The sequence below is a fragment of the Bradyrhizobium sp. BR 10289 genome, from assembly GCF_019455385.1.
In the GTDB taxonomy this organism is placed as follows: Bacteria; Pseudomonadota; Alphaproteobacteria; order Rhizobiales; family Xanthobacteraceae; genus Bradyrhizobium.
Genome location: NZ_JACOFR010000013.1, coordinates 137,336 through 153,189, shown reverse-complemented (window position 1 = coordinate 153,189; position 15,854 = coordinate 137,336). Strand labels below are relative to the sequence as shown.

The following is a 15,854-nucleotide window of genomic DNA, read 5'->3' as shown; positions in this document are numbered from 1 at the left end:
AGGACCAGCGTGCCGCTGGAAGCTGTGGAGGCGAGACGGCTTTATCGCCAGGTCGCCGATCAATTGCGAAGCCTGATCGACAGCGGCGAGTACGCGGTCGGCAGCCGCTTGCCGACTGAGCGCGAACTCGCCGAGCAGCTCAAGATCTCGCGCCCGACCGTGCGCGAAGCCCTGATCGCGCTCGAAGTCGAGGGGCGCGTCCGCATCCGCGTCGGCTCCGGCATCTATGTGACCGAGCCCGCCGACGCCGCGCCGGTGCCGTCAGCGGTCATCGAAGGCCCGTTCGAGCTGCTGCGCGCCCGCGAATTCCTCGAAAGCGCCATCGCAGAGCAAGCCGCGCGCGTGGCGACCAAGGATGACATCGACCGCATCGATGCCGCCCTCGTCGCGATGGAGAATGTCGACCATCCCGGCGAAGCCTCGATGGTTCATGACCGCGCCTTCCATATCGCCATCGCAGGATGCCTCGGCAACGCCGTGCTGGTGCGGGTTGTCGGCGAACTGTTCGACCAGCGCCTCAATCCCTATTTCGCGCAGCTGGCGCATTATTTCGAGAACCCCGGCACGTGGCGAACCGCGCTCGATGAGCACCGGGCCGTGCGCGACGCGATTGCGGCGCGCCGGCCGCTGGCGGCCCACGATGCCATGCGCGACCACCTCGCGCACTCGCAGGAACGCTTTGCGCAGAATTTTGGTGCGGAGACGTCAGCAGCCGCGCCGGCTGAGGGGAAGCGGGCGGCGCCGTCCGGGGTTCAGCCCGCGACATCAAGACGACCTTCGAAGAAACAGGCCAAAAGCGGTGGCACGCGGAGGAAATGAAATTGGGCGGTCCGTCCCGGTTACGGGGCGGGGAAACAAGAAACAGACCTTAGTCAGTGGAGGACAAATCAGTGTTGAAGAAGATGACGACAGTGCTCGCGGTCTCGGCCGCAGCGATGTTTGCGACCACCCAGGCCGGCCTGGCGCAGACCAAGCTGAAATGGGCCCATGTCTACGAGACGTCGGAGCCGTTCCATACCGCCTCGGTGTGGGCCGCGCAGGAGATCGGCAAGCGCACCAACGGGCGCTATACGGTCGACGTCTATCCGGCCTCGCAGCTCGGAAAGGAAGCCGACATCAATCAGGGCCTTTCGCTTGGCTCGGTCGACATCATCATCTCCGGCTCGAGCTTCGCGGCCAAGAGCTTTCCGCCGATCGGGGTGACCTATTATCCCTACACCTTCCGCGATGCCGATCATCTGCTGGCCTACACCAAGAGCGACATCTTCAGGGAGCTCGCCAAGGGCTATGAGGACAAGAGCGGCCACCACATCGTCGCTGTCACCTATTACGGCGTGCGCCAGACCTCGTCGAACAAGCCGATCAAGAGCTGCGCGGACCTCAAGGGTCTGAAGATGCGCGTGCCTGATGTGCCCGCCTACCTCGCGATGCCGCGCGCCTGCGGCGCCAACACCGCGCCGATCGCGTTTGCCGAGGTCTATCTCGCGCTCCAGAACGGCACCGTCGAGGCGCAGGAGAATCCGCTGACCACGATCGAGGCCAAGAAGTTCTACGAGGTGCAGAAGCACATCGTGCTGACGGGCCACATCGTCGACCACCTCAATACGGTGGTGGCCGGTGCGCTCTGGAAGAAGCTCTCCGACGAGGACAAGAAGATCTTCACCGAGGTCGCGCAGGAAGCCGCTGCAAAGGCGACCGCGGAGATCAAGCAGAACGAGGCCAAGCTGGTCGCCTTCTTCAAGGAGAAGGGCCTGACCGTGACCGAAGTCGACAAGAACGAGTTCCGCGACATCGTGCTGAAGAACGTTCCGTTCGAGACCTTCGGCTATCGCAAGGCCGACTGGGAGCGGATACAGGCGGTCAAGTGACGACGTAATCGTCATCCCGGGGCGGCTCGAAGAGCCGAGCCCGGGATCTCAAGGTTCCGGGATCTCGCTTCGCGAGCCCCGGAACGACGCGAGCGAGTTTTTGAGGGAGTACCCCATGTCCACCGCCGAAATCCACCGGCAGATCACCGCGGACGAGATCGCCCACACTTTCGAGGAGGAGGCGGCGCCCAAGGTCGATCTTGGCGTCTACGCTTTCGAGGACTGGGTCGCGCTGGCGATTTTCTGGGTGATGGCGCTTGCCGTCTTCCTCCAGTTCTTCACCCGCTACGTGCTCAACGACAGTTACGCCTGGACCGAGGAGATCGCGACCTATTGCCTGATCGGCGTGGTCTTCATCGGCTCCTCCATGTGCGTGCGGCTGTCGCGGCACATCCAGGTCGACCTGATCTATCGCTATCTGCCGCGTCCCGTGGCGCGCGGGCTCTCGACGATCATCGACCTGATCCGGATCGCCTTCTTCGGCTACGCCATCAAGCTGGTCTGGGTCTACATCCAGATCATCGGCGATGAATCGATGACCACGATCAATCTTCCCAAGGACTACGTCTACTACGCCGTGCTGGCCGGCTTCGTGCTGATGTTCGGCCGTTCGGTGCAGGTGGCGATCCAACATTTGCGGCAGGGTTATTCGATCCTCGAACGTCCCGGCGCCTACGACGGTTTTGAAGGATAATCTCATGCTACTGCTGCTCGGAGGCTTTCTCGTCCTGATGCTGCTCGGCGTTCCCGTGGCAATCGCCATGGCCGCGTCGTCGCTGCTCTACATCCTGGTCAGCGGCGTGACGCCCGACGTTACGCTGGCGCAGCGCATGATCGCCGGCGTGGAGAGCTTTCCTTTGCTTGCCGTGCCCTTCTTCATCCTGGCCGGCAATCTCATGAACATCGCCGGCGTCACCGGGCGCATCTACAAATTCGCGGTGGCGCTGGTCGGGTGGATGCGCGGCGGCCTCGGCCACGTCAACATCATCGGCTCGGTGATCTTCTCTGGCATGTCCGGCACCGCGATCGCGGATGCCGCCGGTCTTGGCACCATCGAGATCAAGGCGATGAAGGACCACGGCTACTCCACCGAATTCTCGGTCGGCGTCACCGCGGCCTCGGCGACGCTCGGGCCGATCATTCCGCCGTCGCTGCCCTTCGTGATCTACGGCATGATGGCCAATGTCTCGATCGGCGCGCTGTTCCTCGGCGGCGTCATTCCCGGCATCGTCATGACGCTGCTGATGATGGCGACCGTCACCTATTTTGCGCACCGGAACAAATGGGGCAGCGACACGCCGTTCTCCTGGCCGCAGCTCGGCTCGGCTGGCCTGGAGATCGCCATCGTGCTGGCGTTCCCGATGGCGATCTGGCTGATGGTGATGGCGGGCCTATCGACCAACCTGGCCGTCGTGATCGGGCTTGGTGCGCTGCTGGCGATCGACTGGTATTTCGACTTCTCGGCGGTGATGGCGCTGATGGCGCCTGTGATCCTGATCGGCGGCATGACGCTCGGCTGGTTCACGCCGACGGAAGCCGCGGTCGCGGCCGTGATCTGGTCGCTGTTCCTCGGCCTCGTCCGTTATCGCACCATGACGCTAAAGACGGTGGCGAAGGCGACCTTCGACACCATCGAGACCACGGCCTCGGTGCTGTTCATCGTCACCGCGGCTTCGATCTTTGCCTGGCTGCTGACGGTGTCGCAGGCTGCCCAACTGCTCTCGGACTGGATGCTCAGCATCACCCACAACAAATGGGTGTTTCTGGCGCTCGCCAACGTGCTGATCCTGTTCGTCGGCTGCTTCATCGACACCACGGCGGCGATCACCATCCTGGTGCCGATCCTGCTGCCGATCGTGCTCAAGCTCGGCATCGATCCTATTCATTTCGGCCTGATCATGACGCTGAATTTGATGATCGGTCTGTTGCATCCGCCGCTCGGCATGGTGCTGTTCGTGCTCGCGCGCGTGGCAAAGCTCTCGGTCGAGCGCACGACGGTTGCGATCCTGCCCTGGCTGGTGCCGCTGCTGCTCGCGCTGATCGCGATCACCTACATTCCCGATCTCACCCTCTGGCTCCCCAAATACATGGGACTTTCCAAATGACCTCTTCAGCTCTCGCCGCAACCCTGTTCGGCCCCGAAGATCTGCGCATGATCGAGCATCCGCTCGACAAGCTCGCTGAGGGAATGGTGCGCATCCGCTTCGGCGCCGGCGGCATCTGCGGCTCTGACATGCATTACTTCCGCCACGCCCGGACCGGCGATTTCGTGGTGAAGTCGCCGCTGGTGCTGGGACATGAGATCTCGGGCGAGGTGGTGGAGATCGCAGGCTCCGCGGCCAATCTGAAGGTCGGCGACCGCGTCGCGGTCAATCCCTCGCGCTGGTGCGGCCATTGCGTCGCCTGCCGCGAGGGCCGGCCGAACCTCTGCGAGAACATCTACTTCATGGGCTCGGCCTCGAAGACGCCGCACATGCAGGGCGGCTTTGCCAATTATTTCGACGCGATCCCCGCGCAATGCGTGAAGATCCCGGACCACGTGTCCTATCAGGCGGCGGCGCTGGCCGAGCCGCTCGCGGTCTGCCTGCACGCGGTCGCGCGCGCCGGCAAGATCGAGGGCAAGCGCGGCATCATCTTTGGCGCCGGCCCGATCGGCCTTCTGACCATGCTTGCCGCGCACCGCGCCGGCATGGCCGACATCACGGTGGCCGACATCGCGCCGGCGCCGCTGGCTTTTGCGACGAAGCTCGGCGCCTCCCATGTCGAGAACGTCTCGGCCGGTGAGGAAGGGCTGAAGGCGCAGGCCGCGTCGCGTCCTTATGACGTCGCATTCGAGGTGTCCGGCACGGCGGCGGGGCTCGCCAGCGCGATCGGCATCGTCAGGCGCGGCGGCGTGGTGGTGCAGATCGGCAATCTGCCGGGCGGCCAGATCCCGACGCCGTCGAATGCCGTGATGGCGAAAGAGATCGACTTGCGCGGCTCGTTCCGCTTCGGCTTCGAGTTCATGAACGCGGTGGAGCTGATCGGCAACGGCAGCGTCGACGTGCTGTCGCTGGTCACCGCCGAGCGGCCGCTGTCGACCGCGCCCGACGCCCTGCGGCTGGCGCTCGACCGCTCGCAGAGCGTCAAGGTCGTGCTGACCGCGAATTGAGGAGAACGCGCATGATGCTGGAGGGATGGCGCTGGTACGGGCCGGATGATCCGGTCTCGCTCGACGATGTCAGGCAGGCAGGCGCAAGCGATATCGTCTCGGCGCTGCATCAGGTGCCGATCGGCGAGGCCTGGACGCGCAAGGCGGTCGAGCAGCGCAAGAACTTCATCGAGAACGGCCAGCCCGGCCGCTCGCCGCTGACCTGGTCGGTGGTCGAATCGATTCCGATCCCCGACGACGTCAAGCGTCTCGGGGCTCAGGCGACCAGGTCGATCGAGGCGTGGATCGCGAGCCTGGAGGCGGTTGCCAGCGCCGGCATCAAGATCATCTGCTACAACTTCATGCCTGTCGTGGACTGGTGCCGGACCGACCTGGAATGGGAGCTGCCGAACGGTGCGCGCGCCATGCGCTTCGACCAGGACCGCTTTGCCGCATTCGAGCTGCATATTTTGAAGCGGCCGGCCGCCATGCAGGACTATTCGCCCGAGCAGCAGGCCCGCGCGAAAGCGCTGTTCGAGACGATGAGCCAGGCCGATATCGACTATCTCGTCATGGTGATCGCCAGCGCGCTGCCGGGCTCGACCACCGAACCGATGACGATCCCGCAATTCCGGGACCGGCTGGAGGCCTATCGCGACATCACGCCAAAGATTTTGCGGCAGCATCTCGCCGAGTTCCTGGCGCGCGTGACGCCGGTCGCCGAGCAGCTCGGGGTGTCGCTGACCTTGCATCCGGACGATCCGCCGCGGCCGCTGTTCGGCCTGCCGCGCATTGCCTCCAGCGCCGACGACTACCAGGCGCTGTTCGACGCGGTGCCGTCGAAGGCGAACGGCATCTGCCTGTGCACGGGCTCGCTCGGCGTCCGCGCGGAGAACAATCTGCCGGAAATGGCCGAACGTTTCGGGCCGCGCATTGCGTTTGCCCATCTGCGCGCGACCAAGCGTGAGGCGGATGGGCTGTCGTTCTACGAGTCCGATCATCTCGACGGCGACGTCGACATGGTCGCGGTGCTCAAGGCGCTGCTGAAGGAGAATGCCCGGCGCGCGCCCGACAAGCAAATCGTGTTCCGCCCCGATCACGGCCACCGCATGCTGGACGATCTCGCGGCGACCAAGCGCACCAACCCCGGCTACACCGCCATCGGCCGCCTCCGCGGCCTCGCCGAGCTGCGCGGCGCGATCCGGGCGATCGAGCACCGGTGAGAGCGGTGCTGCGGGTTCTTCGCCTCTCCCCGCGTGCGGGGAGAGGCCGGAATTTGCGAAGCAAATTCCGGGTGAGGGGGACTCTCCGCGGGTCCATCTCTCACCGTGATTGCGGAAGCAGCCCCTCACCCCGACCCTCTCCCCGTAAGAACGGGGAGAGGGGGAAGAAGATCAATAACACGCGTCCATCGCGCCGAGCTTCGGATAGAGCCTGTCGATCGCCGCGATCTCGCTGTGCATCTGCGCGATGATCCAGTCGCGGATCTCGGTGGCGATCGGGCGCATCGCCCGGTTGCGCGGCGGCAGGAATTCGCAGATGCGGCGCGTGGTGGTGAGCCTGTCGGAGGCCGGCACCAGTGCGCCAGTCAGCAGCCAGTGCGAGGCGACCGTCAGCCAGCCGAGCGCGATGCCCTGGCCGAGCAGTGCGGCCTGCACCACGACGGCATAGTCGGTGAAGCTGAGGCCCTTGGCCGCGCCGCGGCGTCCCGTAAGCAGTGACGCATAATCTGCGGCCCAGTCGCCGGGCGTCTCGGCGAGGCGGATGATGGTGTTGCCTTCGCTTGGATCGGTCTCGCCGAGATAGGTGGGGCTGCACATCGGCAGCATCACTTCCTTCATCACCAGCGTGCCGCCGGACGACGGCTCGTCGCGATCGCGAAAGCGCATGCCGAGGTCGACATTCTCGACCGGCCCGCGCAGCGCGCCTGAGATCAGCTGGAAACGCAGATCGACCTGCGGGAACTGCTTCTGCAGCTTGTCGATGCGCGGCATCAGCCAATGCGTGGTGAAGGCGGAGGAGACCGACAGCGTCACGGTCTCGGTGCCCTTGCGCCGCCGCTCGATCTCGACGAGCCCGCTCTCGATGCTGCGAAAGCCTTCGAGCACGCGGCGATAGAGCAGTTCGCCCTCCTCGGTGAGCACCGCGCGGCCGGCCTTGCGATCGAACAGGCGGACGCCGAGATGCTCCTCGAACTGACCGAGCATGCGGCTCACAGCGGGCTGCGTCACGTTCAGCTCGGCGGCCGCTGCGGTGAAGCTGCCGTTGCGCGCCGCTGCGTCGAAGACAAACAGGGCGTTGCTGGAGGGCAGCATGCGGCGTAGCTCGGGCATAACGTCATGTTATGAGCGCGGTGAGAATTTGGCAATTGCCGGATTTTGCCAAGTCTGGTGTCATTGCCATGACAGCCTAAACACAGGGCGCTTTGGCGAAGAATGGGTGCAGCGCACGCTGCGCCTCTGAATGCTTCAAAGCCCTGTCTATAAAGCAGGCTTATGGCGCGCAGTGAGGCACGCCGGCATAGGGCGAGGTCGATCGTTGGACAAACGAGCGGAGAGCGTCGAGATCAGGTCTGCGAGCAAGGCGTATGGTGCCGTTCGCGCTCTCGACGACGTGTCGCTCGATGTCGGTGCCGGCGAGTTCGTCTCGCTGCTCGGCCCCTCCGGCTCCGGCAAGACCACGCTGCTCGGCATTCTGGGCGGCTTCATCCTGCCGACCTCCGGGACAATTCTGTTCGGCGGCCGTGACGTCACCTACATGCCTCCGCACAAGCGCGACATCGGCGTCGTGTTCCAGAACTACGCGCTGTTCCCGCATATGAGCGTTGGCGAGAACGTCGCCTTTCCCCTGCGCGCCCGTCGTCTGCCGAAAGCGAGCTGGCCGGAGAAGGTGCGCGCGGCGCTCAGCATGGTCGGGCTCGCCGGCTATGAAGAGCGCGGCATCGCGCAGCTCTCCGGCGGCCAGCGTCAGCGCGTCGCGCTGGCGCGCGCCATGATCTACGAGCCGCGCCTGATCCTGATGGACGAGCCGCTCTCCGCGCTCGACAAGCAGCTGCGCGAATCCATGCAGATCGAGCTGCGCGCGCTGCACAAGCGCATCGGTGCGACCATCATCTACGTCACCCACGACCAGCGCGAGGCGCTGACCATGAGCGACCGTGTCGCGGTGATGAAGGACGGCCGCCTGCTCCAGATCGACGAGCCGGTGCGCCTGTACGATCATCCCGCCGATTCCTTCGTGGCGAGCTTCATCGGCGAGGCGACGATGCTGCCGGTCCGCCGCGTCGATGCGTCCAGCGTCGCGCTCGGCAATGTCCTGCTGCGCAGCGCCCGCACCATTCCCGGCGGCGATGCCCTGATGCTCGCCGTGCACAGCGAGAAACTGCTGATCGACGACGGCGCGCAGGATGCCGCCTGCAACCGGCTGAGCGGGACGGTCACCGACATCGTCTATCAGGGCGAGAGCCTGCGCATTTTCCTGTCGCTGCAAGGGGGCATCGGGCTCAGCCTGCGCCAGCCGGCTTACCACCAGGCCTATCACCGCATTCCGCCGCTCGGCGGCAGCCTCACCGTCGCCCTTCACCCCGAGGACACCATCGTCGTGCCCAGGGTGGATTGAACTCAAGCCCCGTCAACCGAGAGAAGAAACCACATGTCGACCCAAGCCGCCTTCAGCAATTTCAAGGTTTTGACTTTCGACGTCGTCGGCACCTTGATCGATTTCGAGACCGGCGTGCTCTCCGCGGTGCGCAAGATCTCGGGCAAGACGCCGGCCGAGCTCAGCGACGACAAGATCTTCGAATCCTACAAGCGCGGCCGCGACAAGCATTATGAACGCTCCAGCGAGGTGATGTTTGACGTTTATCGCTATCTTGCGCAGGAGCTCGGACTGCCGGCGGATGACGCCTCGTGCGACGTGTTCCAGCTCGCCGTGCTGCGCTGGGGCCCGTTCCCGGACTCCGTTGAGGCGCTGAAGCGGCTGCGCACAAAATTTCGCCTGGTCGCGATGACCAACGCGGACCGCGTCGCGCTCTCGTGCTACGCGCATGCGCTCGGCAATCCCTTCGACGACACCGTCTGCGCCGACGACACGGGCGTGGCAAAACCGAATCCGGAATTCTTCGCCTACAACAAGGGCCGCCAGTCCGCGTTCGGCTACAAGCAGTCGGATATATTGCACGTCGCGCAGAGCCAGTATCACGACATCGGAATCGCGCGGAAGCTCGGGTATAAAGTGTGCTGGATCGAGCGCCGCCAGGGCATCGCCGGTTTCGGCGGCACGCCGGCGGTCGAGACACTGACAAAACCGGACTTCCATTATCCGACCCTGAAGGCGCTTGCCGACGCGGCCGTCGGACCCGCAGCGTAAGGTGAGCGCGGGCATGACACGGGACTGGCGCGCGCTGCCATCGGCCCATTCGCTGTGGGAAGCCACGGCGGAGCCGGCGCGCGACTTCCCCGTGCTGTCGGGCGAGCAACAGGCGGATGTGGTGATCATCGGCGCGGGCTATACGGGCCTCTCCGCCGCGCACCACATCGCCAGAAGCGGCCTCGCGCCCATCGTGCTCGAGGCCAACCGTCCCGGCTGGGGCGCGAGCGGGCGCAATGGCGGGGTGATCACCGCGAAGTTTCGGCTGTCGTTCCGCGAGATCGACGCTGTGCACGGCCGCGCGATGGCGCGGCGCATGTACGAGATCGCGCACGAGTCCACGGATATCGTCGAGGAGCTCGTCTCCGAATTCGGCATCGCCAGCGCGGCGCTGACGCGCGTCGGCCAGGTCAAGGCCGCCCATAACGAGACGACGCTGAAGGCCGCGATCGACGAAGCCAACTGGATGACGCGCGAGATGGGCTCGGCCGAAGTCCGCATCCTCGACAAGGGGCAAGTGCGCGAGGAGACCGGCTCCGACATCTTCGTCGGCGGCGTGCTCAATCCCGGCTCGGGCGGCATCCATCCGTTGAACTACTTGCGCGGTCTCGCCGACGGCGTGGCGCGCCGCGGCGTGCCGATCCTCCAGGAATCGCCGGTAATCAGGCTGCGGCGCGAGGGCGACGGCATCGTCGCCGAGACGCCGCGCGGCGCGGTGCGGGCGAAACAGGCGATCATCGCCACCAACAGCTATTCCGATCTCACGGATGCCACCGCGCGGATGCAGCGCACGCTGATCCCGTTCCGCAGCGCCATCGTCGCGACCGGGCAGCTGCCGCGCAATCTCGCCGGCAGGCTGATGCCGACGGGCCGAACCTATACCGAGACCAAGCGGATGATGCGCTGGTTCCGCATGGTCGATAACCGCGTGATCTTCGGCGGCCGCGGCGCCTTCGGCAAGCAGGACTCCCAAGCAGCGTTCGACGCGCTGCGCAAGGCGATGGTCGGCATCTTTCCGGATCTGGCGGATGTCCCGATCGCCTACAAATGGTCGGGCCTCGTCGCCATGACGCTGGACTCGGTGCCGCATATCGGGCGGATCGACGACCGCACGCTGGTGTCGATGGGCTACAACGGCGCGGGCGTTGCGATGTCGAGCCTGATGGGCCGCTATCTCGCCGCCTTCGTCCGCGGCGAGAGCCCCGATGTCGGGCTGCTCGATGTCAGCCGCATGAAGGCGATCCCGTTCTATCCGCTGCGCGAGCCCGCCGTGCGCATGGTCGCCGGCTGGTACCAGTTTCTCGATGCGATCGGTCAGTGAGCTATTTGGAGGAGGCGAGGATGACGACGAAATTGGGTTACGCTTTGTTGGGCGCTGTCGCGCTCAGTGCTACCGCGGCCGGCGCCGCCGAGCAGATCACCTTCGTCTCGCAGGGCGGCGCCTATCAGCAGGCGCAGACGGTGGCGATCCTCGATCCCTCCGCGAAAAAGCTCGGCATCACCATCAACCAGGATTCCATTCCCGACGCCTGGCCCGCGATCAAGACCCAGGTCGGCAGCGGCAAGCCGATCTGGGACGTCGTGGATACCCCGACCGGCAACTGCCTGCGCGGCGGCGAGCAGGGGCTGATCGAGAAGCTCGACTTCTCGAAGATCCCGAACGGCGCAGCGATGCCGGAGGTTTATCGCAGCCCTTATTCGGTGTCCTACGAGTTCTATTCCAGCGTGCTGTCCTACAGCCAGAAGACGTTCCCGAAGGACGCGCCGAACAGCTGGGCCGATTTCTGGGACGTCAAGAAATTCCCCGGCCGCCGCGCGCTGCGCAACCATCCGTTCGCAACCCTCGAGGCGGCGCTGATGGCCGACGGCGTCGCGCCGGACAAGCTCTACCCGCTCGACGTCGACCGCGCCTTCAGGAAGCTGGAAGAGATCAAGCCGCATATCACGGTGTGGTGGACCTCGGGCGCGCAGTCGGCGCAGCTGCTCAATGACGGCGAGGTCGACATGGAGATGGCGTGGAACGGCCGCGTCAGCGCGGTGGCCAAGGAAGGCGCCAAGGTCGCCTTTACCTACAACCAGGGCATCCTGCAGAGCACCTCGCTGTGCATCCTCAAGGGCGCGCCGAATCTCGACACCGCCGTGAAATTCCTCAACGAGGCGGTCGATCCCGTGCACCAGGCCAATCTGCCGCTGCACATCGATTACGGCCCGGGCAACCCCAAGGCGTTCGAGACGGGCGTGATCAAGCCCGAGCGTGCCGCGCAATTGCCGAGCGAGCCGGCGAATGCCTCGAAGCAGGCGCTGATGTCCTACGCCTGGTGGTCGTCGCCGGCCGGAGAGGCCGCCGAGAAGCGCTGGGCGTCGTTCATGCAGAAGTGAGGCGGCGTTGACGATAACTGTGCCGGATCCATCGCAAAAGCATCAGCGCCGCGAGCATGCGCTGATGCTGGCGCTGGTGTCGCCGGCGCTGCTGGTGATCCTTGCCCTGATCGTGCTGCCGGTCGGCTGGCTCGCCTGGCAGTCGATCTACCACGACGGCTTCACGCTGGAGAATTACCGCCGCGTCTTCACCGAGGACATCTACTGGCGCAGCTTTGCGCTGACCTTCGAGATCAGCCTCGCGGTCACGGTCATCGCGCTGCTGCTCGGCTATCCCGTGGCTTATCTCGCCAACGCGTTGCCGAAGGGCTGGAGCATCCTGATCCTGTCGCTGGTCGTGCTGCCGTTTTGGACCAGCGTGCTGGTGCGTGCCTATGCCTGGCTGGCGCTGCTTCAGCGCACCGGCGTGATCAACCAGTTTTTGCGCTATCTCGATGTGATCTCCGAGCCGCTCGCGCTGGTGCACAACACATTTGGGACCGTGGTTGCGACCGTGCACATCCTGCTGCCCTTCATGGTGCTGCCGCTCTATGCCAGCATGCAGAAGATCCCGGGCGATCTGATGCAGGCCGGCGCCAGCCTCGGGGCGAGCCCGTCGCTGACGTTCTTCCGCGTGTTCCTGCCGCTGTCGCTGCCGGGCGTGCTCGCCGGCTGCACCATGGTGTTCGTGCTCTGCCTCGGCTTCTACATCACGCCGGAGCTGCTCGGCGGCGGACGTACCGTGATGGTGTCGATGCTGGTGAGCCGCAACGTCGAGCTCTACAACCAGTTCGGTGCGGCGAGTGCGGTCGCGGTGGTGCTGCTCGCCAGTGTGCTCGCGATCTTTGTCGCCGTCAGCCGTTTCATCTCGCTCGATCGCGTGTTGGGGCAGAAATGACGCGCCTCTCGCCCGCACGGCTCGCCCTTTACGTCATCAGCGCGCTGGTGCTGGTCTATCTGATCCTCCCCGTCCTGATCATCGCGCCGATCTCGTTCTCCAGCGCGCGCTTCCTGACCTTCCCGCCGCCGTCGTTCTCCACGCGCTGGTATCAGCAGTATTTTTCGAATCCGGCCTGGATGCAGGCGACACGAGTGACGCTGACAGTCGCGTTCCTCACCGTCGTCATCGCGACCCCGTTCGGCGTCGCCGCCGCCTATGCCATCAGCCAGTCGAAGCTGCGCATCATGCGGGTGATTCATATGGCGCTGCTGCTGCCGCTGGTGGTGCCGATCATCATCACCGCGGTCGGCATCTTCTTCGTGTACGCTAAAGTCGGCCTGGTCGCGACCATGCCCGGCCTCGTGCTGGCGAACGTGATGCTGGGCTTACCCTATGTCGTCATCTCGGTGCTCGCGGGCTTGCAGAGCTTCGACCCCGCGCAGGAGATGGTGGCGCGCAGCCTCGGCATGAATCGCCTGCGCAGCTTCTTCGCGGTGACACTGCCGCAGATCAAGTCGAGCGTGATTGCGGGCGGCATCTTCGCCTTCATCTCGGCGATGGACGAGACCATCGTCGCGCTGTTCATCTCCGGCGGGCAGTATCAGCCGCTGACCAAACGGATGTTCACCGCGTTGCGCGACGAGATCGACCCGACCATCGCCGCGATCTCGACGCTGATGACGGCGGCCTCGTTCATACTGGTGCTCGCAGCGAGCGCGCGGCATAAAAAGAGTGGGTGAGGTGGGTTAGCGCGCCGTAATCTGATAGGAGCGAAGCCACGATGATGGCGTATCCCTGGCACACCGACTATCTGACGCCGTTGATTGCTTCGTTAAGCGCCGTCATGTCATCGGCAGTCAGGGAATGCGAGACTGCGCAGTCCGATTGTGTGATGCGCTCGACAAATCCCTTCGTGCCGTCCTCAAGGGCCGAGAGGCGACTCAAGGGTCTACGTTCGACGCGATTGGGCGGGTCATCCTCGTCTTTTGGTGCGGGTGGTACTGTATTTCGAGCCGGCCAACCCTGGTTAATCATACCTCTCACAATATAAACAGCGCCCTTCGTGCTTCGAGGGCAAACCAGGTCCGATATGACCGTGACGAGGGCACCTCGGTAGCTCGCGGTGTCCTTTGCCTGCACCTCTTCCATCCACGATTGCCAACGCGCCAGATGTTCTGCAACACGCGGGTCGTCCTGGCACAGCTGATAGGGGAACGCGTAGTCGTCTGCGACCGGGTGCTCGCAAACAAGAAGGGCGATTGACTTTATCGCGTCCTCTCGTTGCTGCAGGTCGGTTAGACCGAGCTTAACGGAGGCAAGTGCCGCCGTGTAGGATTCGTCCGCCCAGGTGCCCTCCGTCTTCCAAAGGCGTGACTGGAAAGTCGATTCCTTGAATTCCGGTAATTGGATTTTGGAGGCATCCCAATTGCTTCTCCACAGCCGCGCACCTGTAAAGTCTGGCGACTTCCCATCGGTCAAGATTAAGCGAGCGCCTGCAAGGTTTGAGCCGCGGAATGAAGTGCCGTCCAGATGGGCTCTAGCGAGACTTGCTGCGTAAAGTTGGGCTTCGTCAAAATTTGCAGCATGAAGGTGCGCGCTCGCTAGATTTGCGGTGGTCAAGCTCGCTCTGACGAATCTGGCACCCTCAAGATGAGCATAGGTGAGTCGAGATCCCACGAGTTTGCTTTGATATGCTGAGACGCCCTGCAGCTTGGCTCTAGCAAATGAAGTGGCAGGGAATCGACCATAATCCATGTTTGCGCCTCGCAGGCTCGCGCCGACAAAGGATGCGCCGGGGAAATTTCCACCGCGCAGCGAAGCATCGTCGAGAACCGCCTGCTCAAAGGACGAGCCAGCCATGTCTACAGCCGATAGATTGGCGCCGTGCATAGAAGCGCCGTCGAGATTGACTCTCGGAAGTTTTGCTCCGGCTAGGTCCGCTTGCTCAAGACGACGCTTCCGAAGGTCAACTAGGTATTTTTTCGATTGGACCTTGGCCGGATCGTCGATCTTGAGTGCCTCGAATAAGTCGAGCTGTCTGAGATGGAGTGTGTTGAAGGGCCATCTCGCTGGCCTGATCTCTGGCGCGATAGCGTCCAGCGAACCGGGCCATTCGATCTTTCCCTCGTGCGTTACGTCGGGCGTTCCAAATACCGCTTCATTCGCTGACTGCCACCGAAGTGATGCAAGGCGGTAGTAGGGAAAGCGCTCCCATTCGCTCGGAAAAGTCGCAATCCAGCAAGAGAAAAGAGCGATAGCAACTATGATAGGCCATGCGATCATGCTCGAAAACGACAGGAAAGACGTCTTGAAGTTTCGCCAGCGGAGGAAGTCCCTGATTTTGCTTACCAGACTTGTCGGATGTCCTTGAGAGGGCGACAAACCTTGCCCGTCTTCCTGGCTGCGCCCGGAAAGAATGTGCATCCAGAGCCACTGGATGATGGCGAGATCGAACAGCACGGCAAACCGGTGCCACCAGGTCACGACACTGTCGTGATAGGGAAGGAACTGGAGTTGGAGCAACAGCAGCAGGCAGACTGGCGCGGCGACAAGCGTCGTCCATGCCGTTGCCCACAGGACGACACTGAACGGTCCCTCCCGGATCTCCTCCGGGCCTGCAAGAAACTGCACGAAGATGTTGATCGGCAGCTGGCGACGCAGCCCTTCTCGCAAGCCATGTCCGCTGGGATCGGGGACTTCCTTCCTCAGTTGCAAATGGAAGTGCTTTGCCTTGTCCGACAACAGCGCGAAGTGCGCCATCGTGTAGGTATGGCTGATCAGGAACAGCAGTGGAGCAAGGATGAAGAAGGCCTTGAGCGGAAGCTTGATGTTCAGGAAGGGCAGATCGACGGGACGTTCGAGCAGCAGATCGGTGTGGGTGACCGCCGCGGATGCGATCGCGATGTAGAGCAGCAGGAACAGATAGGACACCCAGAGCGGGGTTCCGACGGCCGCGGCATCCTCGACGGCCTTTTTGATGGCATCGAGGTTCTCGGATTTCTCCCTGAGCTTGGCAATCCTGGCCTCATCGGACGCGGCCGGTACGGCCATCGTCGCGTGATAGGGATCGAGTGAGCTGAATAGCGTATCGGGGCCCATATCGACGCCACCGGACAAGCGATAAAATATGCGCGACCTTATCCCTGTCGCCGCGATGAATCAATCGGTGCGTGCATTGCAGTATTGCCGC

General features: G+C 63.9%; 14 protein-coding genes. 12 read left to right on the top strand and 2 right to left on the bottom strand.

Features of this window, described 5'->3' with window-relative positions:
* The first annotated feature begins 9 nt into the window (after positions 1-9).
* From HYH08_RS21925 to uxuA, 6 genes are all read left to right on the top strand, one after another.
* Positions 10-819 carry a FadR/GntR family transcriptional regulator gene (locus HYH08_RS21925; protein ID WP_220011888.1) on the top strand — a complete coding sequence of 270 codons (810 nt, stop codon included), beginning with the start codon at positions 10-12 and terminating at the stop codon, positions 817-819.
* A gap of 83 nt (positions 820-902) precedes the next feature.
* A complete protein-coding gene (locus tag HYH08_RS21920; protein WP_220011947.1) occupies positions 903-1,868 on the top strand; it encodes a sialic acid TRAP transporter substrate-binding protein SiaP in 966 nt (321 codons plus the stop codon).
* Between the two features lie 115 nt (positions 1,869-1,983).
* Positions 1,984-2,562, top strand: coding sequence for a TRAP transporter small permease (locus tag HYH08_RS21915; RefSeq protein ID WP_220011887.1), 579 nt, complete (start codon positions 1,984-1,986; stop codon positions 2,560-2,562).
* 4 nt (positions 2,563-2,566) lie between these two features.
* Complete coding sequence (locus HYH08_RS21910; protein WP_220011886.1) at positions 2,567-3,973, top strand: TRAP transporter large permease; 1,407 nt, start codon at positions 2,567-2,569, stop codon at positions 3,971-3,973.
* The gene (locus HYH08_RS21905) at positions 3,970-5,019 is read left to right on the top strand and encodes an L-idonate 5-dehydrogenase (RefSeq protein WP_220011885.1); all 1,050 of its coding nucleotides are present in this window, start codon (positions 3,970-3,972) and stop codon (positions 5,017-5,019) included. Before HYH08_RS21910 ends, HYH08_RS21905 begins: the two co-directional genes overlap by 4 nt.
* Positions 5,020-5,030: 11 nt before the next feature.
* Complete coding sequence (gene uxuA, locus HYH08_RS21900; protein WP_220011884.1) at positions 5,031-6,221, top strand: mannonate dehydratase; 1,191 nt, start codon at positions 5,031-5,033, stop codon at positions 6,219-6,221.
* 171 nt (positions 6,222-6,392) lie between these two features.
* Here the strand turns inward: uxuA and HYH08_RS21895 are convergent, their stop codons facing one another.
* Complete coding sequence (locus HYH08_RS21895; RefSeq protein WP_220011883.1) at positions 6,393-7,331, bottom strand: LysR family transcriptional regulator; 939 nt, start codon at positions 7,329-7,331, stop codon at positions 6,393-6,395.
* Positions 7,332-7,536: 205 nt separating this feature from the next.
* Here HYH08_RS21895 and HYH08_RS21890 point away from each other — a divergent pair, with 205 nt between their 5' ends.
* The 6 genes from HYH08_RS21890 (at position 7,537) to HYH08_RS21865 (ending at position 13,404) form a co-directional block, all read left to right on the top strand.
* Positions 7,537-8,616, top strand: coding sequence for an ABC transporter ATP-binding protein (locus tag HYH08_RS21890; protein WP_220011882.1), 1,080 nt, complete (start codon positions 7,537-7,539; stop codon positions 8,614-8,616).
* Positions 8,617-8,649: 33 nt separating this feature from the next.
* Positions 8,650-9,366: an HAD family hydrolase gene (locus HYH08_RS21885; RefSeq protein WP_220011881.1), complete on the top strand. Its 717-nt coding sequence runs from the start codon at positions 8,650-8,652 to the stop codon at positions 9,364-9,366.
* Positions 9,367-9,379: 13 nt separating this feature from the next.
* Positions 9,380-10,687, top strand: a complete 1,308-nt coding sequence (locus tag HYH08_RS21880; RefSeq protein WP_220011880.1) for an NAD(P)/FAD-dependent oxidoreductase — start codon at positions 9,380-9,382, stop codon at positions 10,685-10,687.
* A gap of 20 nt (positions 10,688-10,707) precedes the next feature.
* On the top strand, positions 10,708-11,745 hold the full coding sequence (locus HYH08_RS21875) for an ABC transporter substrate-binding protein (protein ID WP_220011879.1): 1,038 nt from the start codon (positions 10,708-10,710) through the stop codon (positions 11,743-11,745).
* Between the two features lie 64 nt (positions 11,746-11,809).
* Positions 11,810-12,622 (top strand): ABC transporter permease, encoded by an 813-nt coding sequence (locus tag HYH08_RS21870; protein WP_220011946.1) that lies wholly within the window; start codon positions 11,810-11,812, stop codon positions 12,620-12,622.
* Complete coding sequence (locus tag HYH08_RS21865; RefSeq protein WP_220011878.1) at positions 12,619-13,404, top strand: ABC transporter permease; 786 nt, start codon at positions 12,619-12,621, stop codon at positions 13,402-13,404. Before HYH08_RS21870 ends, HYH08_RS21865 begins: the two co-directional genes overlap by 4 nt.
* A gap of 67 nt (positions 13,405-13,471) precedes the next feature.
* Here HYH08_RS21865 and HYH08_RS21860 read toward each other — a convergent pair whose 3' ends face one another.
* Positions 13,472-15,763, bottom strand: a complete 2,292-nt coding sequence (locus tag HYH08_RS21860; protein ID WP_220011877.1) for a pentapeptide repeat-containing protein — start codon at positions 15,761-15,763, stop codon at positions 13,472-13,474.
* Positions 15,764-15,854 lie beyond the last annotated feature (91 nt).